Below are 26,737 nucleotides of genomic sequence, written 5' to 3' on the forward strand. Positions count from 1 at the left end.
GATTGAATTATGCACTCAAGAAAACAATTAAAACGTAAAAGAAAAAAATGGTAAGCAAAATAGTCAGAATCCAAGTCAGAAGCGTACGCCTTTTTTCAGCAGAGACTTCTTTACGGAACGATTTACGAAATGCTTCAACTTCTTCTGGACTGTGCTTTTTACGTTTTTTGGAAATAACAAATTTGTTTTTAAACAACAGTCCATGGCGCTTGTCCGCAAAGATATTTTTCTTGCGTGCTGCCATGTCCACGAGTCGTTGCCTTACAAATTGGTCCCTATTCATACTTTATGAGTACAAAGAATTACTGATTTGTTACAAGTTATTGTATTTCCAGCATCACGAGCGTTCAAACCTTTTTTGCTTTTCAGCAAGCTGCCAAACATCTTTTGGCACATTCCTCTCGCTCCGCTCGTCGGATGTGAGGTCTAAAGGGAAAAGCTTGCCTTCGCGGGTTAGTTTTTCAATTCGAGGTTCGAAGCCTCTCCCTTCGTTGAAGGGAGACCGGTCGCTTATAAGGTCGACGAAGTCGGCTTGGCGACCAGAGGGTTTTACGGTTGATCCGGAAGTAATCGGAACACCCTATTATCTTATGAATTTATTACTCAGCTTTCACCACAACCGTTTTAGCAATACGATCATGAAGACTGCGGTGCATGGGATCCATATTCATAAAAAGAACTTCGGCCAATAGGATGAAAAATAAGGCGTTAGATATATATCCCACACCAGCATAGGCGTCAAGAAATTCAGTCTGAAAATCAGCATATCCTTCAGTGTCAAGAAGTATCGGATCATGAAAAGCTGCGTAGTAAAAAAATACGCTCAGTAAAAATTGCGAAATTCTAAAGATGTGCCTCAGCCATGCTTGAGCCGCATTTATAGAATTACCATCATAATCAACCACCTTTAAATTGATCAACATCTTACCGAGCGTAGCTCCAAAGAAAGTCTCCATTAATGGTTTGTAAGATAGAGCGATAATATTTGAAATGAGATAAACAGAGAAGTCGCGATGAAACGATAGATTGATAAAAGACACCGCGGTGAGGAATAGCCCCACAATGATATTATCAATTAAGAACGATTTCCATCTACTGCTAAATCCTTGATAATGCAGTTCTTTGAGTTCCATAAAATCTTAAACGATATAACCACGAGCCGCATCAAGAGCCGCAGTAATTCCAGACGGATTTTTACCTCCAGCAGTAGCAAAATGCGGAGCGCCACCGCCACCACCTTGAATGAACTTGCCCAGCTCTCTTACTATTTGACCGGCATTGAGATCTTTTTCTTTGACAAGATTCTTGCTTAGAATGACGCTTAGTGTCGCTTTTCCATCATTTTCTGCACCTAGAATCATGAATAGGTTTTCCATTTCACGATCTATTTCAAATGCGAGATCCTTGATGCTTTTAGGATCAAGATCAATTTTTTGAGCGATGAAATTGATGCCATTAATATTCTGAGCTGAGTTGACCAATTCAGATTTGAAGCTCTTGGCTTTCTCTCTTTTTAAGGATTCAATCTCTTTTTTAAGCGCACTGTTTTCTTCCATCATTTGTTGGATGGATTCTTCTGAAGATTTGTTGGGAGCATTAAGCAGTTTTTTGATATCCTCCAGGCGTTTTGATTGTTCTGTGAAGAAATCTTTTACCGCATCGCTGGTTATAGCTTCTATCCTGCGTATTCCAGATGCTACTGCGGTTTCATTTGTGATTTTAAAATGCCAAATGTCGCTGGTGTTTGCTACATGCGTACCACCGCACAATTCATGACTTCGACCAAATTTGATCGTACGCACCACATCCCCATACTTTTCACCAAAAAGCGCTATGGCACCATCCTTCACCGCATTTTCATACGTATTGCTTCTATTTTCCTCAAGCGGAATCTGTTCCTGAATACGTGCATTAACAAAATTTTCCACTTCCTTGAGCTCTGAATCTGACACTTTTGAGAAATGAGAGAAATCAAATCTCAAATAACCGCTGCGTACCATGGAACCTTTTTGTTCAACGTGAGTTCCCAATACCGCTCGTAAACCTTGGTGGAGCAGGTGAGTGGCAGTGTGATTTGCCGAGGTTTTGGCGCGATAGCCTTTATCCACAATCAGCTTATGGAAACCTTCTATCTGCTTGGGAAGGTTTTTAGTAATGTGGAGGTTCTCACCATTTTCCTTTTTCGTGTCAACGATATATACCGTATCACCATCGGGACTTTCTAAATAGCCTTTATCGCCTGTCTGACCACCACTTTCTCCATAAAACGGCGTCATATTGAAAACCAGCTGATATTGATCTCCGTCCTTTTGAGTTTGAACTTTACGATACTTGGTAATCTTCACTTCTGCTTCTAGCTGATCATAGCCTATGAATTCTTGTGTTTCATCTTCTTGAACAATGGTCCAGTCGCTAGTTTCCTGAGAGCTGGCCCTGCGAGAAGTGTCCTGTTGTTTTTTAAGAGCTTTGTTGAAGCCCTCTTCATCCATTTTGAAACCTTGCTCACTCAAGATGAGTCGAGTCAACTCCTTTGGAAAACCATACGTATCATTGAGTTCAAAGGCTTTTGCACCATCTAGGATGTCTTTCTTTTTACTCTTCAGCTGGTCGATCATTCTGTCTAGAAGCGTCAATCCATTTTCCAGCGTTTTGAGAAAAGAGCTTTCCTCTTCTTTGATAACGTTTGTAATCAAGTTTTTCTGGCTTTTCAATTCTGGAAATGCTGTTCCCATTTGAGACGCAAGCGTTTCAACTAATTGATAGATAAATGGTTCTTTTTTATCAAGATACGTGAAACCATAACGAACAGCTCTCCTCAAAATCATTCGGATGACATAGCCGGCACCGTTATTTGACGGTAACTGGCCATCTGCAATACTGAAGGACACCGCTCGCACGTGATCTGCGATTACGCGTATCGCCACATCAGTTTCTGTTGTCTTTCCGTATTTGGTCTGAGTGATGGTTTCGATTTCTCTGATGAGCGGTTTAAAAACATCAGTATCATAGTTTGAGGTCACGCCTTGTAAAACCATGGCAAGACGCTCAAATCCCATTCCCGTATCCACATGTTGTTGCGGGAGGTTTTTCAAGCTGCCGTCTGCCATACGGTTGAACTGCATAAAAACCAGATTCCAGATCTCAACTACCTGTGGATGGTCTTGATTTACGAGACTGGCTCCGGGAGTCAGTGCTTTTTCTTTAGCACTCCTTATGTCTACGTGAATTTCAGAACACGGTCCACACGGGCCTTGCGCTCCCATTTCCCAGAAATTATCTTTTTTTGATCCGTTGAGAATCCGATCTTCTGCAATATGTTGCTTCCAAAAGTCATAAGCCTCTGTATCCCGATCTAGACCATCCTGCTCGTCTCCTTCAAAGATGGTCACGTAGATGATATCCTTATCAATTTTATAGACTTCTGTGAGTAATTCCCAGGCCCAAGCGATCGCTTCCTTTTTGAAATAATCGCCAAAACTCCAATTCCCAAGCATCTCAAAAAGCGTGTGGTGATAGGTATCTACGCCCACTTCCTCAAGGTCGTTGTGCTTACCGCTTACGCGCAGACATTTCTGACTATCTGCAATTCTCGCATTTTTGGGAGTGCTGTTGCCTAGAAAATATTCCTTAAACGGATTCATCCCGGCATTGACAAACATGAGGGTAGGGTCGTTTTTCAGGACAAGTGGTGCGCTGGGTACGATCTCATGTTTTTTGCTTTCAAAAAAATCAAGAAATTGCTGGCGTATCTGCTGGGACTTCATAAAAAGAGGGTTTTTCCTATTTTCTTACTTTTGCTTTTTGTCTGGAGTTGATGTGGTGGTTCCGCTTTCGCGAAAGCGAGATAATAAAAATCTCCATTACACCGTTTACAACTCCCGTAAAACGGGCAAAAATAGTACTTTATAACGTATGTCTAAGGTTAAGTATTACTACGATTCTGAAACGCTTTCCTACCGAAGGGTAGAGCGGCGCAAGCGGTATTATTTCTTTAAGACGCTGTTATTCATGGTCTCCTCTGCCGCGGTGGGAATAGCCTGTTATTTTTTTGCCGATCAGTTTTATGATTCCCCACAGTACAAACGTGCGGTCAATCAGAATGCGTATCTAGAAAATCAGTTGGAAAACGCTCAAAAAGAAATCGATCAACTCGCTGCCGTCATTGTAGACGTGGAGCAGCGCGACAATACGATCTATCGCATCTACTTTGATGCCAACCCCATAAGCGATGAGCAGCGTAATGCTGGTTTTGGAGGGGTGAACAGATACCGAGAGTTTGAAGGATACGATAGTTCTAAGAAGGTCATTACATTACGTAAATCTCTGGATAAACTAAAGAAACGAGTCGCGATTCAATCTAAATCGCTGGATGAGATTGCCGCTTTAGCTGAAACCAAAGAAGAATTACTCGCGAGTATACCAGCTATTCAACCTGTTAGAAATCAGGATTTGACAAGGATGGCAAGTGGCTATGGTTACCGAACGGATCCTTTTAATAAAACCAGAAAATTCCACTACGGAATGGACTTCACGGCTCCGCGTGGTACTCCAGTATTTGCAACTGGAGATGGCGTTGTGACACGAGCAGATGCCAATAGCTCTGGTTATGGAAATCACATACGTATCGATCATGGATTTGGTTATGTATCGTTGTATGCCCATTTGAGACGTAGAAAGCCCTACAATGTAAGGAAAGGTCAGCGAGTAAAACGTGGCGATATCATTGGATACGTGGGAAGTACGGGAAGATCACAAGCACCTCATCTACATTATGAAGTTTTCAAAGATGGTGAGCGTATTAATCCTATAAATTTCTATTACGGTAATTTATCGCCCGAAGAATTTAATGAGTTACTCAAAAAATCCCAACAAGAAAATATCTCCCTAGACTAATGCATGTAGACCTACCAGAAAAACTGTATTATTCCATGGGGGAAGTCACTAAGGCGTTCAAAGTAAATGCATCATTGATACGCTTTTGGGAAAAGGAATTTGATGTTCTTCAACCCAAGAAAAACACTAGGGGAAACAGGAAGTTTAGAAAAGAAGATATCAAAAATATCCAGACAATCTATCATCTTACCAAAGAGAAGGGCTTCACCCTGGAAGGGGCTAAAGAATACATGAAATCGCACAAGAATGAGCTGGATACCTTTGATATCATTGAAAAGCTAGAATTTGTAAAGGCAGAATTACTCAAGATCAAGAAAAACCTTTAAGTAAGGATTTGATCTGAATGTTAATTTCTACATTTTGTGCTCAAGTCTACAGTTAGAGTATATTTGCGATTCAATTGAACACACTTGGCCACCTCTATACATTTTGAGATCTCAGAACGTAAGATATTCTTGCGCATTATAGATGTGTTTGTCGTACTTGCAGGTCTTCATTGCACGGGTCTTCTTTTTAATTTTGATTATTTTCTTATCAACGAGCAACACTGGCTGTGGTCATTGATCTTGGCATTTTACCTTCTATTGTTCGCTACCATCTTTGAGTTATATAACTTGAATAGAGCGAGTAGGATTAATGCTACCTTACGATCTATTTTTTCAACAACGGCCATGACCTCTCTGGTGTATCTTCTTACACCTTTCTTTACACCTCAATTACCACAGAATAGGCTACAAATATTATACTTTACCATTACGATAGCCATTGCATTAATTATCTGGAGAGCGCTTTACATTAAGCTATTTGCAAGTTCTAGGTTTAATAAGAATATTCTTTTAGTCGGTAACAGAGTAGAGGCAGAACGTATGACTGCTAGCTTGAAGCAGGTTGATCCACACTTTAATGTTATAGGTTTTATTAATACAGATCTTAAAGTTCGGATTCCAAATGAAAAAGGGCTAAGAGAGTTACATCCTAAAATGGCTCAAAGAATCCTTGTTCGCAATGGGATAAAAGAAATCATCGTAGGAGCTGATACTGACGACTTCAATAAAGATCTGTACGACTGGCTCCTCAGCTGCATGGAAAAGGGTTACCACGTTCGTGACTATATCATGGTTTATGAGGATATGACTGATAGTGTACCCTTAGAGGTCATTGGTCGCGATTTCTACCGTCACTTTCCTTTCTCACGTAGTAATCAAAATCAACTATATCGACTCTATCATCGTGTCTTTGATATTATCGCGTCACTCATAGGACTCACAATCGGTCTTGTATTCCTACCCTTGATATTGATAGGTAATTTAATAGGTAATAGAGGGCCATTATTTTATTTTCAAGAACGTCTCGGTAAGAACAGAAAGCCTTTCAAAATTATTAAGTATCGCAGCATGGTCACTAATGCTGAGGCACAAGGTGCACAGTTTGCCCAAAAAAATGATGCTCGGATTACAGCTTTCGGTAAGTTTCTAAGAAAATCACGGCTCGATGAGTTCCCTCAATTCATCAACATTCTTAAAGGAGAAATGAGTATCATAGGACCTCGTCCTGAGCGTCCCATGTTCACGCAACAACTCGCTGAAAAAATCCCTTATTACGAGACCAGAACCATGGTAAAACCTGGACTTACAGGCTGGGCTCAAGTAAGAGGTAAGTACGGTGAAACAGACGACGATCACCGTGAAAAACTGCGTTATGACCTTTATTATATCAAAAAGCGAAGTGTCTCCCTAGATCTCAGGATCATTGTTAAAACGCTGAGCACTATTGTCTTTTTCAAAGGACAGTAGTTGAGAGTTAGATTTTAAATCTCAAGTTCCAATCTCGATAGCCATCGGGACTAAATTCCAAAAGATCAAATTATTATTTCCTATCCGTAAGGGAGTTAGATGTTGTTATGCATATCGCCCATAGCACATAGCGCCCAGCGCTCAGTTCACTTCCGCTTCATAGTGCCGCGTTTGAACACGCTAAATAGAAAGGTGAAGATGGCTATAAACCCAGCAATACGCACGATATAATCGCCGTGCTTAGTGTAAAAAGTTGTTTCGTCGTTTAATAATACCGAGCCGTTGAGTGTTCCTTTTTTCTCGTAGCCTAACTGTTGCTTGATCTCGCCACGATGGTCAATGATCGCGCTGATTCCGGTATTGGCACTTCTAGCAACATAGCGTCTATTTTCTACAGCCCGGAGTCGTGCCAGACTCAAATGTTGTTTGTGCCCTTGAGTATTTCCCCACCAGCCGTCGTTTGTAATGATGGCGAGCATGTTTGCGCCATTGTTCACATAATCGGTGACATATTCCCCATAAACACTTTCATAGCAAATAATGGGAGCTGCGGCGATGGAATCTTGAATTTTAAAAATAGAACGCTCCTTCTGCGTAGTTTTAGTAGCTACCGTACCGCCCATATCCAGCATCACGTCACCCAATATGGGTTCAAGAATGGATTTATAGGGAAAGTTCTCTACGCCTACCACAAGTTTCGATTTGTGATAGAGTTCAACCGGCTGATTTTGTGTGACCAGCATTGCGCTGTTGTACACATCATAAAATGTTGTGCCGTCAGGAGCAGTATTGCTTTGAGAGGTTTTCCTAGCGGAATCGTAAAAAATATCAAACAAAGAAACTCCACCTATAAATCCAGCTTTGCCGTGGTCATTGACCAAGGTTTTTAGCTTGATGACGGCATTATCGCGTTCCACTTGAGAAATTCTAAGATCTTCTGCTAGAACAGTTTCTGGAGCGATAATCGCGTCCGTATCGGGTTGCAGTCCGGATTTGATGAGCGTGATCAGAGAATCCGTTATCGCTGCGTTTTCAGTTTCAAACTTCTCTGAGTATGGATCAACATTAGGCTGTATGATCAATACATTAGCTACTGATTTTGAGGAAAGGTTATTTTCTTTAGGTTTTATTATAAAGGAAGTAACTATAGGGATCAGAACGATCCCAATTGCTAGTATAAGCCCGATGTTTTTCTTAGTAAAATTCTCTTTCCCGCTTTCGCGAAAGCGTAACCACCATAAAAAAACAGCAATATTCACCAGCCAAACCCACAAAGAGCCACCAAATGTTCCTGTAAACTCATACCACTGGATCCAGTCTACGTATTCACTGAATCCATTGCCTAAATTGAGCCAAGGCCAAGAAAAATCCCAGTGCAAGTGTAGGTACTCAAATAAAATCCACAGACTGGCAAGAAAGGAAAGTGCCGCGCCTTGAGTAGTTCTTCTTGCGACAAGATGATAAAACAGAAACACCAGCGACATGAGCAATGCGTTTACTAAAACGGCAAAAAACATCCCAAATGGCGTTGAAAAATACAACCATGAAGTGGTCGCAAAATTCCAAATAACAAAACTGAGATAGGCGAGCAGCCATACTTTTCTGCCAGGTTTCTTTGAATCGCCTAGTCTTATATTTCTTTCCACGAGAAGAAGTGGGACAAACGCAACAAATAGTAAACCTGCAAAGCCATAAGTGGGCCACGCCAGCCATAAAAGCAAACCGCTCGCGACAGAAAGGAGGAGATTTTTCAAACGAATTCTTTGAAGGGCTAAATTAAGGGTATCAGAACGTTTGCCCTAATTTCAGCATTTGGTTTATCTTGAAAAGACAGAAAGATCTACATTCAGCGAAAACACATTTGAATACAGCGCCTCGCTGCTGTCGCCTATGTCCGTAAGTGCATAATCCACGGCAATGCCCTTGTATTTGAAGCCTACCCCTATATTGGGCTGCATGGTGAGGCTCTCGCTACCATCTAGCTGATCGATGTTTTGGAAATTCCCCACACCAGCTCTCACAAATACCAGATCTAGAAATCCATATTGCAATCCCACCGCCGGCGTCGCACTAAAAGAGCTGCTCGAGATCACATCGTTAGTCTGTATAAAACGCATGTTGAGGTCGACTTCTGCCGTGAGGACATGATCGTAACGTATGGTAAACGTGCGCGCAATCCCTGCTTGCAGCTTGGGCAGAGTGATTTCTGTCGTTTCTGGTAGTTCTTGATTTTGACCTTCTACCGCGCCGCTTATAGTTGCATACTCGTCATCATCGATCGTCCATGAATTATAGGTGGTCGTAATATCACGCGCCATAAAACCGATCTCGTAACCACCTCTACGGAACTGCAATCCCGCATCAAAACCAAATCCCCATGATGAAGCAAAATCTCCTATCACCCTCCGGATCACCTTGACATTCCCTCCATAAGAGAAACCGTCCAGTTTTGCGCGACGGGCATATGAAAAGGCAAAGGCCCAATCTGCATTTGAGAACGTAGAGATGCGATCGTAGTTGATGTTACCCTGATCGTCTATTAGTTGGGTAGTATTGAGAATATCATCTACTGAAAACCGGATCACTGAAATCCCAAAAGCACTATCGTCATCGATGGGTTTTGCGTAGCTGCCGTAATTATATTGAGCGATATTGGCAAAATAACTGGCGTGCATGAGCGAGACTTCCTGTTGTTCCAGTTGCATGAGTCCAGCGGGATTCCAGTAGGTGCTGTTTGCATTGCCACTGCTCGCAACTACCGCATTGCTCATACCCAGCGCCGCAGCGTCGACTCCTATGTTTAGGAATTCGTTTGAGTAGGCTCTTGAGGTTTGCGCTTTTCCTCCTAGGCTTATTCCGATAAACAGGACTAAAAGTAGGTACGCTTTCGCGAAAGCGGAATCATAACAGCTATTGTGCAAGCTCTGGCGGACAGGCGCAATCGCGAGACCCACAACAATAAAAAGAAACGACAAATATTTTTTCAATACGCTACGCAATGCAGATGCAAAGATCATGGTTTACGAGATAATAACAGCGTAAATGGCGACATATTGTACGGTGGCGCGGGCGAGCGTAGTATTTTTCTGCATATTTGTAGGATGAAGAAATGGATCCCTAATCTCATCACGCTGCTCAATCTTTTGATGGGTTGCGTTGCAGCGCTCTACGCTTTTAATCAAGATTTGCTTACTGCTGGCTTTTTTGTGGGACTGGGCATTTTCTTTGACTTCTTTGATGGTCTTGCTGCCCGATTGCTAAAAGTATCCAGTGACCTGGGAACGCAACTCGATTCACTGGCCGATATGGTGACCAGTGGCCTAGTGCCTGGAATTGCGATGTATGTCATGATCTATAACTCGGTAGGTCTGGATGCTTATGATGACCAATTTCGCACGATTACAGAGGTGGATAAGCAATGGCTGTGGCATCACTTGCTTCCGTTTTTTGGATTTATAATCACTCTAGGAAGTTGTTACCGACTGGCTAAGTTCAACATCGACACCCGCCAGACCGATTCATTTATAGGCCTGCCCACACCCGCCAATGCAACTTTGATCATCTCCATAGGCGTATTGTTCCAGCAAGGCATGCTGGGCGACTTGGAGTCTATCGTCGGTAATGTTTACTTTCTGATTGGTTTATGTATACTCAGTTGTTATTTGCTGAATGCAGAGTTACCTCTTTTTGCGCTCAAGTTCAAGAGTTTTGGCTGGAAAGGCAACGAGGTACGTTGGATCTTTTTGCTTTCATGCTTGTTGATGCTTATTTTCTTAAAACTGATTGCTATTCCATTGATTATCGTGTTGTATGTGTTGATGAGTGTGGGGTGAATGTATTGAGAAGAAGTTGAGCGTCTTTAATGAGCGATTCATGATAGAAAGAGTTTTTTCAATACAAATAGGAATTTGTTCTACAACGATAAAATTGATAATGATATTGATCTTGTTGGCGTTCTCCATCTGTTCTTGTAGGAATAACATTAAAAACCATTTGAATAGATCGGAATTAGAACTTTACACAACTAAAGAACTTCTTCCATTTGATAATGGAATTCCTATAATACAAGTTGGAAATTTTGAAGATCGTGACTCGCTATTCAAGTCAAGGGCTAAATTTGATACCATAAATAATCAAATCATTTATGCTGGAGCTTTTCAGTCCAATTTTCGTGACTTAGAAAAGGTTCCAATTCTAAATGACAGTGATATTCTAGGTTTCGATTTCGAAAGTAATGAATTGTTGGTCTCTAGTGCATCAATTCATAAGCTGAATGGATTAGATATACATGGACTATGGAAAAAACAGTTTGTCTTAACAGCTAACAAGGAAAAAATCTTGTCTGGCTATTTATGCGATTCAATGGGAGCTTGCTTAGTGAATGATAATTATATCTATACTTTTCAAAGTAGACGAGTTATGTCAAATGATACTGTGCGATTGAGAGTAGACTCTGTTTCAACGCAAGATTATCGTAAAGATTATTCAAAAAACAGTAAGTTCTTTAACGCCTTTAAAGAAAGATAATACTCTATGCTTGCTCCACGTCGCGCGCGTCTTTGACGCGAGTGGTTAGTCTGGAGCGTTTGCAACGCGTCTTTAAAGCATCAGTACGGTTTTAATAATTTACTAATTTTAGACTATGTCAGAAAGGTACAAAGTTCGAGATCAAGAAGAAAATTACTTCATTACTTTGACTATTTTACAATGGATTGATTTATTTACAAGAGATCGTTATGTACATATAGTTGAAGAATCTCTTAACTATTGTATTGAAGAGAAAGGTCTAGTGGTTTTCGCATATGTTATTATGCCAAGTCATATCCACATGATTGTAGGCTCTAAGGGTATGCTATTAAATGATATCGTGAGAGACTTCAAAAAACATACTAGCAAAACTTTTATCGAAGCGATTAGTGAAGCTGGAGAAAGCAGAACCCAATGGCTGCTCAACACATTCTCTTTTCATGCCCAAAGGTCCAGGCGGCATTCTAAGTATAGAGTTTGGAAAGATGGTTTTCACCCTAAAATAATGGATCGAATGGAAAAGCTGGAAGCAACGTTCAACTATATTCATTACAATCCTGTTGCTGCAGGTTATGTTAGAAACGAACAAGACTGGATACATAGTAGTGCTAGTGCTTATATGGATGATGGTTCATGTCCAATTAATTTAACAAAATGGTATTAATATTGAGCATTGCAAATGCGCAGCTTGGTTACACGCGTTGCAAACGCGCGCTACATCAGAGAATGATCCTAATTGTCATTCTATACAAATCGATAATCGATTCATTTCAAATGATGAATCTTTTGCTGAGCACGGCGTGTGTTTTGTTGATTTTGTAACAGAAAATGAAGTCCAGAGCGAAATGGTTATTAAGTCTGAAAGGGAAATACTGGCAAGGCTTTAGTTTTATTGAAATTTCAGTTTCCCATGCTGGCACCAAGTTGCACTCGGTGACCCAAAAAGTGCAAATAATCGTTAACTCAATTCAAATCTCACTCAAAAATCTTCTTCTTCCTCAATTCAAAATTCTGACCTAAATACACTCTACGTACTACTTCGTCTTCGGCGAGTTCCTCGGGTTGTCCCTGTCTCAAGATGTTCCCTTCAAACATAAGGTAGGTGCGGTCGGTGATGGCTAGTGTTTCTTGAACGTTGTGGTCAGTGATCAAGATTCCAATGTTTTTCTTAGTGAGTTGTGCTACGATACGCTGAATATCTTCTACCGCCACGGGATCGACACCCGCAAAAGGTTCGTCGAGAAGAATGAATGTAGGATCAGTCGCTAATGCGCGAGCGATTTCAGTACGGCGGCGTTCTCCACCGCTCAATAGATCTCCATTTCTATTGCGGCGGTCTGTTAAACTAAATTCTTCCAGCAATTGCTCACAGCGCTCTTTTTGTTCTTTTTTTGGAAGATCGGTAAGTTGTAAAACTCCTAAGATATTTTCCTCGACGGTCAGTTTTCTGAAAATAGAAGCTTCTTGTGCAAGATACCCTATACCGTTTTGCGCACGTTTGTACATGGGGTACTTGGTGATTTTTTTGCCTTCCAACCATACATCACCATCTGTAGGCTTGATGAGACCTACCATCATATAAAACGTGGTGGTTTTTCCAGCACCGTTAGGTCCCAGCAATCCCACGATCTCACCTTGATGAACTTCAAGTGAAACGCCTTTTACCACCGGTCTTCCTTTATAGGACTTTTTGAGCTCTTCGGCCCTTAGCTTCTTTTTCTGCATGAGACAAAGTTAGGTTTTAGCAATAACAAATTCACAATATCCTACTTTTGAAGATTGTAAAGAATTGACAAATCATGAGCAATACTGCCATTGAAAGCTTGCGGGAAGCGTTAAAAGTTTCTCCAGATAACATACCCCTGAGATTACACCTTGCCAAAACCCTGCAACAACACCAACTGCTGGAAGAGGCGCAGGAAGAATATGAAATAGTTCTCCAGTACAATCAGAGCCTAGAAGCGCGACAGGGTCTTGCCATCATTGCGTATAAACTTACCAATTACTCAAAAGCCATCGTGATTCTTGAAAATCTGCTCGATGAAGGAAATAACGATCTAGACACCCATTTATTCTACACGCGATCCCTCTTAAAAAGCGGTGACGATGCACAGGCGATGGAAGCTTATAAGACTTTGTTGGAACATCATCCGGATTTTAGCGAGAAAGAGCTGGACGAGAAATTTAGAATGGCCGCGCCAGATGGTAATGCAGACTTTCTCTTTGACGATGATGATGAGGAGTACTTTGATGACTATGAGGAAACCGATGTCTTTATTGAGAAACCCGAGATGGATTTCTCACACGTAGGTGGAATGGATGAGGTCAAGAAAGAGATTGATCTCAAGATTGTCCAGCCGTTACTTCATCCAGAAATCTACAAAGCCTACGGTAAGAAGATAGGTGGTGGCATCTTGCTTTACGGCCCGCCGGGCTGTGGAAAAACCTACATCGCTCGAGCAACAGCTGGGCAGATCAATGCAAAATTTATCTCAGTCTCTCTAAATGACATACTCGATATGTGGATCGGGAGTTCTGAGAAAAATCTGCACCATATTTTTGAGACTGCTCGCGACAACACGCCTTGTGTTCTTTTTATCGACGAGATTGATGCTCTGGGAGCCAGCCGCAGCGATATGAAACAGAGTGCGGGAAAGAATATCATCAATCAGTTTTTGCAAGAGCTGGACGGCATCAATCAGAACAATGAAGGTTTGTTGATTCTGGGTGCGACTAATATGCCATGGCATCTCGATACCGCATTCAGAAGACCGGGAAGATTTGACCGCATCTTATTTGTCCCACCGCCCGATACAGCCGCTAGAGAAGCTATTTTTGATCTGAAACTCAAAGAAAAACCTACCGACGCTATCGACAGTAAGCAACTGGCCAAAAAATCCCCTGAATACTCAGGAGCAGATATTGAGGCAGCTATCGACATAGCCGTGGAGTCAAAACTTGAAGAAGCGATCAACTCAGGCGTGCCGCAATCGCTTAAAACAAAAGATATTCTCAAAGCGATTAAGAAACACAAGCCCAGCACCAAGGAGTGGTTTGTCACAGCAAAGAACTTCGCGCTTTATGCTAATGAATCTGGACTTTACGACAACATTTTGGAGTATTTGAAAATCAAGAAATAAAAATCATAAATTCCCAAGATGTCTTCAATTGATGTGTTTTACGATCGAGCGTTGTTGCTTTACCAGCAAGATAGGTACGAGCAATCCTTAGAGCATTTGGGTCAAGCCTTGAGTCAAGATCCCAATAGTATTGCTTGCCTGCACCTCATGGCAGAAGTCCAACTCGCCATGGACCGACCCAAGGATGCTAATCAGTCCATCGACAGCGCGATAGGACTTGCACCTGATATCGATGTGTTGTATAGCACTAAGGCTAAAATCATGATCGATGTGAATCGTTATGACGAGGCAGAATCCTTGTTAAAACAAGCGATTGAACTCAATCCCGCAAATCCCTATAATATCTCGTTGCTGGCTCAGATCTCGCTTTCGCGAAAGCGGTATAAAGAAGCAGAAGAACTCTCTGATCGAGCACTTGCCCTGGATCCCGAAAATCTGCTTGCGCTTAATACCAAAAGTACGGCTCAGCTTAAACAAAACAAGAGACAAGAGGCGGAGGAAACCATGCGTGGGGCGCTGGGGGAGAACCCTGAGAATTCATACACCCACGCGACTTACGGCTGGAACAGGCTGGAGAGTGGGGATCACAAAACGGCTTTGTCGCATTTTAGAGAGGCGTTGCGCTACAATCCTAACAATGAGTATGCGCAGGCGGGAATGATGCAAGCTTTGCAGGCGCGGTATTTTGTCTATCGCTGGTTTTTGAGGTATCAATTCTGGATCGGGAATATGGCGGCAAAATACCAATGGGGATTCATCATAGGTTTTTACTTGCTGACCCGAGTGATCGATTGGGTGTCGCAGCATGTCCCTTTTTTAGAACCCATTTTGACTCCGTTGGTGATTTTAATGGGACTCGTTGCTTTGAGTACTTGGCTCATAGGGCCGGTTTCTCAATTGCTCTTCAGGTTCAATCCTTTTGCTGAACATTTACTGTCGCCCGAGGAAAAGCGTTCGGTTTGGTTTACGGGTGTCTTGTTGCTGTTGATGGTAATGAGTTTTGTAGCCTTTTTTGTGACGGCCTCCTATTTATTTATAGCTATTGCTGGTTATTGCTTGATATTGATCATCCCATGGAGTCATTTTTACCTCCCGACCAAGCCAAAATATATGATGCCCTTAGCGAGTTTTTTGATGACGGCTGTGGCGATTCTGGCCATTTATGAAACGATTCAGAGCAGGGAATTGCTTAATACTTTTGCTACCTCGTTTTTAATTGCGTTTGTAGGTTTTCAGTTTCTGGTTAATGCGGTGATGATAAAGCGGGATAATATTTAAGCGGAGTTGACAGTTGCTGATTAGTAAGACGATTATCCATAGAAAACTTAGATATGTTCGGATTATTCAAAAAGAAAAGTCAGTTGGAGAAGTTACAGGCTCAATATGCAAAGGTAATGGCTGACTATCATAGACTTTCAACAACTGATCGTACCGCAAGTGATGCGGCCTATGCAAAAGCAGAAAAGCTAGGCAACGAGATTGACGCCCTAGCAGCTGCTAAGTAGTTTATTTCTCGTCTTTACGCTCCTGCTTTTTGCGCTCCACCGCGTCTCTAAACCTGCGTCTGGATCTGTTCTTCAGACTGGTGTTTCTGCTTTTGTTCCAGAATATGAAAAATACAAATGCAGCGATGACACCACCTATGTAAAGCCAGTCCCAAGTTACTGATTCCATATCTAGTAAGTTGCTGCCATTTCAGGTTTATTGCGCGTGTCACTTTCTATAATCCCATCTCGCAGTCTTATCACACGGTGGGCATGTTCTGCGATGTCCTCTTCGTGCGTTACCAGAATCACGGTATTTCCAGCCGCATGAATTTTATCAAATAGCGCCATAATTTCAACGCCTGTTTTTGAGTCTAGGTTACCCGTAGGTTCGTCGGCGAGAATGATGGATGGTTCATTTACAAGGGCTCGACCTACCGCTACACGTTGCCGCTGACCACCTGAGAGCTGGTTGGGCTGGTGGTCCATACGGTCTTCCAGTCCCACGCTCTTTAAAACTTCAGAAGCTCTAGCTACGCGATCTTTTTTGGATTTTCCAGCATAGACCATCGGTAGAGCCACATTATCCAAAGCAGTCGTTCTCGGCAATAGGTTGAAAGTCTGAAATACAAAACCTATTTCTTTATTACGTATTTCGGCAAGTTCATCGTCGCTCAAACTGGAGACATCGATACCGTTCAATTTGTAGCTACCTGAAGTAGGAGTATCCAGACAACCCAATAAGTTCATGAAGGTAGATTTACCACTCCCTGATGGTCCCATGAATGCTACGTAGTCCCCTTTTTTAATGTCCAAGTCGATGCCCTTGAGCACCTTTACCGTTTCCTGACCTAGTTTAAAATTACGCACGATATTGCGTACCTCGATGACATTCTCCTGATTCATGGCACTAATTTAAGGATAAGTTGATTGTAGGACGAGCGATGCACTCATAAGTTACACCAGTACATGAAATAACTGCTGGCGTTGCTCTTTCCTAAAAAACAAAAATCCTAGATCATAAATATCAATTGCCGCCGTGACGCGATCGTGTTTAGTTAATTTGCGCCAAGCAACATACATGTCACGCGACCAGTAAATATCATCTAGAATAACAACGGTGTCGAGATGGGTGTAGGGTAGGAGTTTATTGAAGTATTTGAGCGTTGCATCGCCATCATGATGCCCATCCATATAAATCAAATCGTATGTGCCGTGAGGTTTGCTTTTAAGTTTAACATCTAAAAAATTACTGAAAGTACCTTGAATGATATCAACGTTATTAATGCTGTGCGACAACAAATTGTTCCTAGTGAAATCAGCAACTTCTTTTGAAGCCTCGACGCTGCTGACTTGAACTACCTCGTTAGCTAGTGAAAATGCATGTGTTGCCATCCCCAGACTCGTACCCAATTCCAGAACGCGCTTGACTTCAAAGTTACGCGCCACTCGGTAGAGGAGTTTAGACATTTTTGCGCTGGAACTGTTGTGCTGCAAGATTTTCCGTACCTCTCGATCGTTGGATTTAAATACCCTACTTCCCGCACCGTGATCTTCAATGTGGAGAAGGGTGTTGTTGTTTTTTACGCTTTCGCGAAAGCGGGACATCAACTCATAATCTTCATAGTATGTGCTGTCTCTCAGGCATTTTTTCTCAAATTGGAATACAAAAGGAGAGTGGATTCCATGCAAATGGAACGATTTAAAAAGGTGCTGAACGTATTTTGAAGCCTGAAAAATCACGACTTTTAAACGCCTATGGTTTCACTAAGTTCCAACCACTCCATCTCAACCTCTTCAAGCGACTCCTTCACTTTTTCCAGCTTGACGGAGTTCTCTGTCATTTGCTGCGTGCTGATCTCTGGATCGAGAAAACTCTTCTGAAGTGCATCCTTTTCCTCTTCCAGCTTCTTCATCTTGTTCTCTAGTCGGGAGAGTTGCTTCTGCTGATCTCGAGTGGGACCGGTAGCGGTTTTTTGTGAAATAGATTTTGGCGGCTCAAATTCTTTTTTTGCAGGAATTGATTTCTCATCTTTCTCAAGAGAAATATCGGTGGAGCCTACGTAAGCCCTGAAATCGCTGTAATTGCCAGGGAAATCTGTAATGGTACCCGAAGTGTTGAATATAAACAGGTGGTCCACGATTTTATCCATAAAGTACCGGTCGTGGCTCACAACGATGATACAGCCTGGGAAATCCATCAAAAAATTCTCCAGCACATTGAGTGTGGGAATATCTAGATCATTAGTAGGCTCATCGAGTATCAGGAAATTAGGATTCTGGATGAGTATGGTACATAGATAAAGTCGTTTGCGCTCGCCACCGCTCAATTTCTCTACATAATCGTGTTTCTTTTTGTTGTCGAAGAGAAAACGCTCTAGAAGCTGGCTGGCACTTATGATCTTTCCTTTGTTTAAAGGAATGTATTCTCCAGAAGCCTTGATCACATCAATGACTTTCTGTCCTGGCTGAATATCAATTCCCTGCTGGGTATAATACCCTATGCTTACGGTTTCACCTACGACTACTTTACCATTATCAGGCGGCAGGTTGCCAGTCAGTAGATTCAGAAATGTGGATTTTCCAGTCCCGTTCTTACCTATAATTCCTACTCGTTCTCCCCTTAAAAAATTATAGGAGAAGTTCTCGAAGAGCTTTTTAACACCAAAGGACTTACTGATCTTGTGCAGCTCTACGACCTTTGTGCCTAAACGCTCCATGTTGATTTCCAGCTCAACCTTGTGATCTTTGCGGCGGTTCATGGCTGCCTCCTTAATTTGATAAAAATCGTCTATACGGGATTTGGATTTAGTGGTTCGCGCTTTAGGTTGTCTGCGCATCCATGAAAGCTCCTTTTTGTAAAGTTGTTGGGCTTTCTCTTGAGTTGTCTGTTCAAGGAGCAAGCGTTCCTCTTTTTTCTCTACGTAGTAAGAGTAATTTCCTTTATAGCTGTATAGATTCCCGTTGTCCAACTCAATAATTTCATTACAGACCCGATCTAGGAAGTAGCGATCGTGCGTTACCATAAGAATGGTGTAATCTTCTTGCTTGAAATAGCTTTCCAGCCACTCGATCATTTCAAGGTCTAGGTGGTTAGTAGGCTCATCCATGATGAGCAACTGAGGATCAGATAGCAGTGCGATTGCCATTGCGACTCTTTTCTTTTGACCACCGCTTAGTTTTTTGATTTTTACGCTGAGGTCATCAATCCTAAGTTTGGAAAGTATTTGTTTGTATTTGGTCTCAAAATCCCATGCGTTTGCAGCATCCATTTTATCTAAGGCTGCTTGAAGCGCTTCTGAATCATCTGGATTTTTGATCGCCTTCTCGTACTCATTAATAAGAAGAAGTGTGGGGATATCGCTTTCCAGAATAGCTTGTTCAACAGTTAATTCTGGACCTAGATCTGGTTCTTGACTCAAATAAGCCATGCGCAGATCATTACGGTAGCTCACCTTACCGTCGTCGGGTTGTTCTTTTCCAGTTATTATGTGCAATAAAGAAGTCTTCCCAGAACCATTTTTAGCCACAAAACCGATTTTCTGGCCTTGATTGATTCCGAGGGATATATTTTGAAAAAGATATTTTTCTCCGAAACTGCGCGAGACGTTTTCGACGGTGAGGTAGTTCATGCTTTATTTCTAAGTTACAAAAATAGGACATGCCGCAAGCTTTCCACGTTAATAGCATTGTCAAAACTTAATGAAACTAATTCCTTAAAGCACAGGACAGAATGTTTAGTTTTGCACAAATTTTAGAATATGATCTCTGATTTCAAGCCTTTGGTACTAGAAACAGCCATAAAAGCTGGAGCAGAAATAATGGCTATCTACGATAAGAACGAGCCTATTATAGATAAAAAAGCAGATGATTCGCCACTCACTCAAGCTGATTTAAATTCCAATGCGGTAATTGTACAGGCTTTAGAGCAAACGGCAATTCCAGTAATCAGTGAAGAGATCAAAAACTCTGATTATAAAGCCAGAAAGGACTGGTCTAAGTGTTGGATCGTAGATCCTATGGATGGTACTAAGGAGTTTGTTAATAGAAACGGAGAGTTTACCGTGAACATCGCTCTCCTAGAAAACGGTGTATTGACCATGGGAGTGATTTATGCTCCAGTCCTTGAAGTTCTTTATTTCACAGGGGAAGGAATGAATCAAGCTTATAAATGCAAAGTTGATCACAAAAACCCTTTTGATTATCAAGACATAAGAAGTCGCTCCGAAAAGTTAGTGCCCAAAAAAGATGAGAATCGTTTAAAGGTGGTTGCCAGTAAGTCACATCTTAATCAAGAAACCAAAGATTATATAGCAGAGCTTTCTCAAAATGACAAGCGTGAGCTAGAAACAGTGTCTGTGGGGAGCTCGCTTAAGTTTTGTCTTGTTGCAGAAGGTACTGCAGAAGTGTACTCTAGGTTTGGTCCAACCATGGAGTGGGACACAGCAGCTGGGCAAGCGATTTGTGAAGCAGCAGGACTGAAAGTTGTTTCCCATGAAAAAAATCTACCTTTGCGCTACAATAAGGAGGATTTATACAATCCGTTTTTCATCGTTCACTAATTATGGGAGTAGCAAGAAAGAGGCATATTGCCAAAACCATAACTTGGCGCATTATCGCCAGTGTTACCACATTTTTATTAGCCTATTTCTTTTTCAATGAAGATCCTGATGCTATTTCAAAAGCTTCAGGGGTTGCGATAGCAGAATCTCTGATAAAAATGTTACTGTATTATTATCATGAGCGATTTTGGTACAAATCAAATTTTGGTTTAGATAAAGAAGATAGAGATTCGGTAAATGATTAATAAAGAAAATCTTCACGCAACAGATTATTCTGAGCAAGAACAGCTTCGGGCCGTTTTAAAAAATCAAAAACCTATAGTGTTTTGGTTTACCGGCTTCTCTGGATCTGGGAAGTCGACTATTGCAAAAGCTGCTGAAAGCAAGCTGCAATCACAAGGTTATCACACGTTTGTATTGGATGGTGATAATGTTAGGATGGGACTTAATAAAGGACTGGGTTTTGATCAGGAAGGGCGTCGGGAAAACTTAAGAAGAGTTGCTGAGGTTGCTAAACTGATGACAGAAGCGGGACTTGTCGTTTTGGCTACATTTGTATCTCCCATGATTGAGCAGAGAAATATGGTGAAGGAAATTGTAGGAGCGTCTCGCTTTCGCGAAATTTTCATTAATACGCCACTTGAGGAATGTGAAAGTAGGGATGTCAAGGGTTTGTATAAAAAAGCAAGAGCAGGAGAAATACCTAATTTTACTGGAATAGGTTCTGAATATCAAGCGCCTTCTAATCCCGAAATTGAAATAAAGACCAAAGATCAGACTGTGGAAGAATCAGTCGATGAATTAATCGAAAAATTAATACCATTGATAAGTAATGGATAAGTACTATTTAGATTATTTAAGCGAGCTTGAAGCCGAGGCGATTTACGTGATACGTGAAGTCTGGGCTCAATTTAATAAACCTGTTATTTTATTTAGCGGAGGTAAGGATAGCATCCTTGTTACTCATTTGGCTAAAAAAGCATTCTACCCTGCTAAGATACCATTTGCCTTAATGCACGTGGACACAGGGCATAACTTCCCTGAAACAATAGCATTTAGAGATGAAATCGCTAAAAAACTTGAGGTAGAACTAATTGTTGCAAAGGTTCAAGACAGTATTGATAAAGGTCGTGTAGCTGAGGAGAAAGGTAAAAATGCGACACGTAATGCCCTACAAATTACTACTCTGCTGGATGCCATTGAAGAACATAAGATCGATTGTGCATTAGGAGGTGCACGACGTGATGAGGAAAAAGCAAGAGCTAAAGAAAGATTTTTTTCTCACAGGGATGATTTTGGTCAGTGGGATCCAAAAAATCAAAGACCTGAGTTGTGGAACTTGTTAAATGGTAATCACTTTGAGGGGGAGCATTTCAGAGCTTTTCCTATTAGTAACTGGACTGAACTCGATGTGTGGAACTACATATGTCGTGAGAATATTGAAATACCTAGCCTATATCTAGCCCATGAACGTAAAATGGTCTGGCGTAACGATACTTGGTTGCCGTACTCTGAATACCTGCAAGACGTTAATGATGAGGATATAGTGACTAAACGAGTTCGTTTTAGAACTTTAGGAGATATTACTATTACTGGTGCGATAGAATCTGATTGTGATACTACGGAGAAAATCGCTATGGAGGTCGCGTCTATGAAAATGACTGAGCGTGGTAATAGAAGTGATGACAAGCGTTCAGAAAGTGCAATGGAGGATAGAAAAAAACAAGGTTACTTTTAAGAGATAAAAATGAATTTAGATAAAAACCAGTTACTTAGATTCACCACAGCTGGAAGTGTTGATGATGGAAAAAGTACCTTGATAGGTCGATTGCTTTACGATTCAAAATCCATTTTTGAGGATCAAATTGATTCCATCAAGAATACTAGCTCTCAGAAGGGTCTGGATGATATAGATCTCGCATTATTCACTGATGGATTAAGGGATGAGCGTGAGCAAGGTATCACTATAGACGTTGCTTATAGATACTTCACAACGCCTAAACGAAAGTTTATAATAGCGGATACTCCTGGACATATTCAGTACACGAGAAATATGGTTACCGGAGCGTCAACTGCAAATGCCGCCTTAATATTGATCGATGCTAGGCACGGTGTGATTGAGCAGACTAAGAGGCACGCTTTTATTGCGAGCTTGTTGAATATCCCGCACATCATTGTGTGTATTAATAAAATGGATTTAGTAAGCTTTCGCGAAAGCGTGTATGATCAAATTGTTGCAGATTTCAATGATTTTGCTTCAAAAATGCTAACCCGAGACGTGAAGTTTATCCCTATGAGTGCCTTGATGGGTGACAATGTGGTAAACAGATCAGAAAATATGCCTTGGTATCAAGCCGCACCTTTACTTTACACATTGGAGCATCTGCATATAAGCAGTGATGTCAATAAGATAGATGTACGTTTTCCTATTCAAACTGTGATAAGACCGCAACGTGAAGGTTTTGTGGATTACAGGGGTTATGCAGGCCGTTTAGCAAGCGGTGTGTTACGAGTTGGAGATGAGGTGACTGCCTTGCCTTCAGGATTTAATAGTAAGGTTAAATCCATTAATTCAGGTACGGAGGAGGTGACTGAAGCTTTTGCTCCTATGTCAATTGCTGTTACACTTGAAGACGATATAGACATAAGTCGCGGTGGGATGATTGTGCGCAGCAATAATAAACCTGAAGTGCTCCAGCAGTTTGATGTCATGATATGCTGGTTAAACGAGAAGAAATCTCAGATTAGGAAGAAGTACAAAGTGTTGCACGCTAATAATGAGCAACAAGCCATGATCTCTAATTGTGTCTATAAAATCGACATTGAGACCTTGAAGCGTGATAGTGAAGCAACTGACTTTACGATGAATGAGATAGGTCGAGTGACTATTAAAACGAGTAAATCCATGCTCATTGATGGCTATAGGGAAAACCGCACTACAGGTAGCTTGATTCTCATAGATCCAGACACCAATGAGACGGTCGCAGCAGGAATGATTGTTTAAAAGAAGAGTTCAGTTTTTAAGCTATATTTGCGAGCTTATTTTGATCATGCAAAAGTTAATTGTTTTCTTATTACTAGCGCTTTTAATGGGGTCTTGCATTCCAACTAAGCGAATTACTTACCTTCAGAGTGACGGCAATTCTGAAAACGATTCGTTAATTACGATTGAAAAAGTGCAAAGCCCTTACCGTTTACAAATAGGTGATGTACTCTCCATTCAAATACAGGCACCCTATGACCAAGATCTTATTGCAGATTTTACAAAAAAAACTGCAGGTGGTGGTGGTGGTGCGCAGCAAGTACTCCAGGGGGGACTTTATTTTACTGGTTATATCATAGACAGAAGAGGGTATATTGAAATGCCACAATTGGGTGAAATTTTAGCAGTTGGCGAGACTGAAGAAATTTTACGTGACCGAATCAAAAATTTGTTGTACCAAAAAGGTGGCTTTAAAAAATCCTCCGATTTATTCGTAAGTGTTAAGCTTGAAGGCTTAAGGTATACAATGGTAGGTGAGGTTAATTCACCAGGTCAAAATACCATTCTAAGAGATCGTGTTAGTATTGTAGAAGCAGTAGCTGACGCAGGCGGTGTGCCTATAACAGGTGATCTCAAGAATGTGAGAATTATACGTCAATATGAGGGTGGAATAAAGGTTCATGCTATTGATCTGACTACCATAAACGCAATGAACTCTCCCTATTATTTTTTGAAGCCGAATGATGTTTTAGTTTTTAACCCTTTGCCACAGAAAACTTTAGGAACTGGTACTAATGGCCTACAGTCGTTCACCACTATTATTTCTGTTTTGACTACACTGATCACAACCTACTTATTGATCGATAATTTGACAAGTAATTAAATGAGCGAGGAAGAACAAGTAAATTCTCTATCGGGAATTTTTGATGTCAGACAATTTTTATCAAAAATCCTGAAATATTGGTGGTTGTATTTGATAACTTTTGCGATCAGTCTTTCATATGCTTATTATAAGAACCAATTTATTCAGACATTTTATGAAGTTGACGCACTCATTAGCATTAAAGATAATTCAAACCCTTATTCTGCCAGTAATACCAGTTTAACTTTCAATTGGGGAGGGGTTACTGATAAGGTGACGACTGCTATTACACAGTTTAAGTCCAGAACGCATACAGAACGAGTAGTCGATGATCTGCAGTTCTTTGTAAACTATATTAAAGAAGGAGAATATTATAATTTAGATGCTTATAAAAAAACGCCATTTCAGGTGGTCGTTGATACTTCCAAATCTCAAATTATAGGTAAGAGTTTTACTATTCAAGTCATTGATGAGTACCGGTTCCGAATGACCGCTGAATTTGATTCATCGATCGCCCCAGCTTTTGATTTTAACACTAAAAAGAAAAGTAGAGTTAACACGCCTAAGGGTATGTGGTCTCGTGAGTATTTATTTGGTGAATCTCTGGAAAATTCTTTTCTCAACATAACCGTTAATAAGGTAACTGATAATTTTAGAAAAGGTGAATGGAAATTTAATCTGGAAAATTATTGGAAGGTAGTCAATAAATATAAAAAAATTCAAATTGAGCAAACCCCTCAGGGCTCGTCTATTTTAACCCTTTCCCTTACGGGTACTAATAAGGATAGGCTAATCGATTACATCAATAGAAGTTCTGTTGTCTTAGAAAAAGCTGAGTTAGAACGGAAAAACACCTATGCTACAAGTACTATTGAATATATAGATAGTGTTATGAACGCTAGAATATTGCCTCTAACACAAATTAAAAAAGAACGAGAAGAGTTCTTAAACCAACAAGGTGCCATCAATATCCCTTCAGAAATTTCTAGCCTAAACGCTGAGCTCACCAAAAGAGAGATTGAGAAACAACAATTGGAAAAACAACTTTCTTATTATGATAATTTGCAGGCTTATTTGATCACTAATAACTATGATCAGATTCAGGCACCTACCGTTGTAGGAATAAATGAAGGTAGTATTGTAAATTTTGTTTCCAGATTAATTCAGCTAGCGGAAAGAAGAAAAAGACGATTGGAGTTTCTGGAGCCCGATAATGACAATCCAGAATTCAAAAAGATAAAGCGCGATATAGATGCAGTCAAAGAGTTGATTTTAAGTAATATTACTAGCTCTAAAAAGTTATTGCTTGATGACTTAGACTTTTCTAGAGAACAAATTAGGGAAGCGGAAAGGGAGTTAAGCAGATTGCCAAAGGAACAGCAAGAGTTATTGCGAATTACAAAGGAGTATGATCTTGCTCAAGCTGAATTCAAGGATTTGCAGGCGAGAAAGGCGAACGCCGAGATCGTAAAAGCTGCAAATGTGTCAGATATTTTTATAATTGATAAAGCTAAGGACACCAATCAATCAGGAAGATCAAAAGATAGCAATATAAATTATTTATTAGCGCTTCTGGTTGGATTGGCAATACCCTCAGTAATTGCTTTTGTGTCTACTATTTTTGATAATTACATTTATACCCCTAAACAGATTGAAAAGCTTACTTCAATACCTCTGATAGGTGTCGTGGGTAAAAAGAAGCATGCTTCAAATTTGGTTGTTTTCGATAAGCCAAAGTCGGCTGTTGCAGAAGCTTTTAGGGGGATAAGATCTAGTTTGTACTTCCTTTTTGATCCAGAAGTTGAGTCGGATTGTAGAACTATTATGGTTACGAGTAGCGTTAGTGGTGAGGGTAAAACCTTTTCAAGCATCAATATGGCTACTGTTTTCGCCTTAAGCGGGAAGAAAACTTGTCTGATAGGTCTTGATTTGAGGAAACCTAAGATTTTTGATGATTTTGACATTAACAACGAAATAGGCGTTTCAAATTATCTGGTCAAAAATGCTACGTTAGATCAGATCATTACTGATACAAAAATTCTAAACCTTGATATAATTTTATCCGGGCCGGTACCTCCAAATCCTAGTGAATTACTTCTTTCAAAGAGGACTGAAAATATGATTAAAGAACTAAAAAAACGTTATGATTATATTATTCTTGATACTCCGCCACTTGGTCTTGTAGCAGATTCACTGGAAATAGCAAAATACGCAGATGCCACCTTATATGTTATTAGACAGAAGTACACCAAAAAGGCAATGTTGGACGTAATCAATGAACGTTATTCACGAAAAGAGATCGAACGTGTAAGTTTAGTTTTCAACTATTTCAAAGAGAAAGCAGGTTATGGCTATGGCTATGGCTATGGCTACGGCTATGGTTATGGTTATGGAGTTTATAACAATGGTTATCACGAAAATGATAAAATTTTTTCTATAAAATACACCATCAAAAAGCTATTGAAAAGGTTTATCAAAATATGATTTACTATT

At 40.7% G+C, this 26,737-nt stretch carries 26 protein-coding genes; 16 read left to right on the forward strand and 10 right to left on the reverse strand.

The annotated features are described in order from the left end of the window. Window positions 1-7: 7 nt before the first annotated feature. From BST97_RS15365 to alaS, 3 genes are all read right to left on the reverse strand, one after another. The gene (locus BST97_RS15365) at window positions 8-283 is read right to left on the reverse strand and encodes a hypothetical protein (RefSeq protein WP_157111715.1); all 276 of its coding nucleotides are present in this window, start codon (window positions 281-283) and stop codon (window positions 8-10) included. Window positions 284-599: 316 nt separating this feature from the next. Then, window positions 600-1,133 carry an RDD family protein gene (locus BST97_RS15370; RefSeq protein ID WP_085768066.1) on the reverse strand — a complete coding sequence of 178 codons (534 nt, stop codon included), beginning with the start codon at window positions 1,131-1,133 and terminating at the stop codon, window positions 600-602. A 6-nt stretch (window positions 1,134-1,139) separates the two neighbouring features. Next, complete coding sequence (alaS, locus tag BST97_RS15375) at window positions 1,140-3,764, reverse strand: alanine--tRNA ligase (protein ID WP_085768067.1); 2,625 nt, start codon at window positions 3,762-3,764, stop codon at window positions 1,140-1,142. 148 nt (window positions 3,765-3,912) lie between these two features. On the opposite strand from alaS, the gene BST97_RS15380 reads away from it, so the two are divergent. The 3 genes from BST97_RS15380 to BST97_RS15390 all read left to right on the forward strand — a co-directional run bounded on the left by BST97_RS15380 (window position 3,913) and on the right by BST97_RS15390 (window position 6,686). After that, on the forward strand, window positions 3,913-4,893 hold the full coding sequence (locus BST97_RS15380; RefSeq protein WP_085768068.1) for a peptidoglycan DD-metalloendopeptidase family protein: 981 nt from the start codon (window positions 3,913-3,915) through the stop codon (window positions 4,891-4,893). Next, entirely contained in the window at window positions 4,893-5,219 is a 327-nt protein-coding gene (locus BST97_RS15385; protein ID WP_085768069.1) for a MerR family transcriptional regulator, read from the forward strand. Before BST97_RS15380 ends, BST97_RS15385 begins: the two co-directional genes overlap by 1 nt. Window positions 5,220-5,303: 84 nt before the next feature. Beyond that, window positions 5,304-6,686 carry a sugar transferase gene (locus tag BST97_RS15390; RefSeq protein ID WP_245833604.1) on the forward strand — a complete coding sequence of 461 codons (1,383 nt, stop codon included), beginning with the start codon at window positions 5,304-5,306 and terminating at the stop codon, window positions 6,684-6,686. Window positions 6,687-6,832: 146 nt separating this feature from the next. Here BST97_RS15390 and lnt read toward each other — a convergent pair whose 3' ends face one another. After that, entirely contained in the window at window positions 6,833-8,440 is a 1,608-nt protein-coding gene (gene lnt, locus BST97_RS15395; RefSeq protein ID WP_169711574.1) for an apolipoprotein N-acyltransferase, read from the reverse strand. 63 nt (window positions 8,441-8,503) lie between these two features. Further along, on the reverse strand, window positions 8,504-9,703 hold the full coding sequence (locus BST97_RS15400) for a putative type IX sorting system protein PorV2 (RefSeq protein WP_157111717.1): 1,200 nt from the start codon (window positions 9,701-9,703) through the stop codon (window positions 8,504-8,506). An 84-nt stretch (window positions 9,704-9,787) separates the two neighbouring features. Here BST97_RS15400 and BST97_RS15405 point away from each other — a divergent pair, with 84 nt between their 5' ends. From BST97_RS15405 to BST97_RS15415, 3 genes are all read left to right on the forward strand, one after another. Next, window positions 9,788-10,519, forward strand: a complete 732-nt coding sequence (locus BST97_RS15405; RefSeq protein WP_085768071.1) for a CDP-alcohol phosphatidyltransferase family protein — start codon at window positions 9,788-9,790, stop codon at window positions 10,517-10,519. Between the two features lie 160 nt (window positions 10,520-10,679). Next, a complete protein-coding gene (locus BST97_RS15410) occupies window positions 10,680-11,213 on the forward strand; it encodes a hypothetical protein (protein WP_085768072.1) in 534 nt (177 codons plus the stop codon). Window positions 11,214-11,328: 115 nt separating this feature from the next. Continuing rightward, complete coding sequence (locus BST97_RS15415) at window positions 11,329-11,877, forward strand: REP-associated tyrosine transposase (protein WP_085768073.1); 549 nt, start codon at window positions 11,329-11,331, stop codon at window positions 11,875-11,877. 311 nt (window positions 11,878-12,188) lie between these two features. Here BST97_RS15415 and lptB read toward each other — a convergent pair whose 3' ends face one another. Further along, entirely contained in the window at window positions 12,189-12,938 is a 750-nt protein-coding gene (lptB, locus tag BST97_RS15425; protein ID WP_085768075.1) for an LPS export ABC transporter ATP-binding protein, read from the reverse strand. A 74-nt stretch (window positions 12,939-13,012) separates the two neighbouring features. On the opposite strand from lptB, the gene BST97_RS15430 reads away from it, so the two are divergent. The 3 genes from BST97_RS15430 to BST97_RS15910 are packed head-to-tail and all read left to right on the forward strand — an operon-like array spanning window position 13,013 to window position 15,858. Then, window positions 13,013-14,353, forward strand: coding sequence for an ATP-binding protein (locus BST97_RS15430; RefSeq protein WP_085768076.1), 1,341 nt, complete (start codon window positions 13,013-13,015; stop codon window positions 14,351-14,353). 18 nt (window positions 14,354-14,371) lie between these two features. Beyond that, entirely contained in the window at window positions 14,372-15,631 is a 1,260-nt protein-coding gene (locus BST97_RS15435) for a tetratricopeptide repeat protein (protein WP_085768077.1), read from the forward strand. 53 nt (window positions 15,632-15,684) lie between these two features. Beyond that, on the forward strand, window positions 15,685-15,858 hold the full coding sequence (locus tag BST97_RS15910) for a Lacal_2735 family protein (protein ID WP_157111719.1): 174 nt from the start codon (window positions 15,685-15,687) through the stop codon (window positions 15,856-15,858). A 1-nt stretch (window position 15,859) separates the two neighbouring features. On the opposite strand, the gene BST97_RS15915 is transcribed toward BST97_RS15910, so the two are convergent. Genes BST97_RS15915 through BST97_RS15450 form a run of 4 tightly spaced genes read right to left on the reverse strand, consistent with a single transcriptional unit; the run spans window position 15,860 to window position 19,469 of the window. After that, complete coding sequence (locus tag BST97_RS15915) at window positions 15,860-16,027, reverse strand: hypothetical protein (protein WP_157111721.1); 168 nt, start codon at window positions 16,025-16,027, stop codon at window positions 15,860-15,862. A 2-nt stretch (window positions 16,028-16,029) separates the two neighbouring features. Continuing rightward, window positions 16,030-16,743, reverse strand: a complete 714-nt coding sequence (locus tag BST97_RS15440; RefSeq protein WP_085768078.1) for an ABC transporter ATP-binding protein — start codon at window positions 16,741-16,743, stop codon at window positions 16,030-16,032. Between the two features lie 51 nt (window positions 16,744-16,794). Then, a complete protein-coding gene (locus tag BST97_RS15445; RefSeq protein WP_245833606.1) occupies window positions 16,795-17,529 on the reverse strand; it encodes an O-methyltransferase in 735 nt (244 codons plus the stop codon). 56 nt (window positions 17,530-17,585) lie between these two features. After that, complete coding sequence (locus BST97_RS15450) at window positions 17,586-19,469, reverse strand: ABC-F family ATP-binding cassette domain-containing protein (RefSeq protein WP_085768080.1); 1,884 nt, start codon at window positions 19,467-19,469, stop codon at window positions 17,586-17,588. Between the two features lie 129 nt (window positions 19,470-19,598). Here BST97_RS15450 and cysQ point away from each other — a divergent pair, with 129 nt between their 5' ends. Genes cysQ through BST97_RS15485 form a run of 7 tightly spaced genes read left to right on the forward strand, consistent with a single transcriptional unit; the run spans window position 19,599 to window position 26,728 of the window. After that, complete coding sequence (gene cysQ, locus BST97_RS15455; protein ID WP_085768081.1) at window positions 19,599-20,399, forward strand: 3'(2'),5'-bisphosphate nucleotidase CysQ; 801 nt, start codon at window positions 19,599-19,601, stop codon at window positions 20,397-20,399. A 2-nt stretch (window positions 20,400-20,401) separates the two neighbouring features. Next, entirely contained in the window at window positions 20,402-20,644 is a 243-nt protein-coding gene (locus BST97_RS15460) for a DUF2061 domain-containing protein (protein ID WP_085768082.1), read from the forward strand. Continuing rightward, entirely contained in the window at window positions 20,637-21,239 is a 603-nt protein-coding gene (cysC, locus tag BST97_RS15465; protein ID WP_085768083.1) for an adenylyl-sulfate kinase, read from the forward strand. Before BST97_RS15460 ends, cysC begins: the two co-directional genes overlap by 8 nt. Continuing rightward, window positions 21,232-22,137: a sulfate adenylyltransferase subunit CysD gene (gene cysD, locus BST97_RS15470; RefSeq protein ID WP_085768084.1), complete on the forward strand. Its 906-nt coding sequence runs from the start codon at window positions 21,232-21,234 to the stop codon at window positions 22,135-22,137. The genes cysC and cysD overlap by 8 nt, the downstream gene beginning before the upstream one ends. 9 nt (window positions 22,138-22,146) lie before the next feature. After that, window positions 22,147-23,403, forward strand: coding sequence for a sulfate adenylyltransferase subunit 1 (locus tag BST97_RS15475; protein WP_085768085.1), 1,257 nt, complete (start codon window positions 22,147-22,149; stop codon window positions 23,401-23,403). 46 nt (window positions 23,404-23,449) lie between these two features. Beyond that, complete coding sequence (locus tag BST97_RS15480) at window positions 23,450-24,265, forward strand: polysaccharide biosynthesis/export family protein (RefSeq protein ID WP_085768086.1); 816 nt, start codon at window positions 23,450-23,452, stop codon at window positions 24,263-24,265. Then, window positions 24,266-26,728 carry a polysaccharide biosynthesis tyrosine autokinase gene (locus BST97_RS15485; RefSeq protein ID WP_085768087.1) on the forward strand — a complete coding sequence of 821 codons (2,463 nt, stop codon included), beginning with the start codon at window positions 24,266-24,268 and terminating at the stop codon, window positions 26,726-26,728. The last annotated feature ends 9 nt before the right edge of the window (window positions 26,729-26,737 follow it).

This window comes from Nonlabens spongiae (genome assembly GCF_002117125.1).
GTDB classification, from domain to species: domain Bacteria; phylum Bacteroidota; class Bacteroidia; order Flavobacteriales; family Flavobacteriaceae; genus Nonlabens; species Nonlabens spongiae.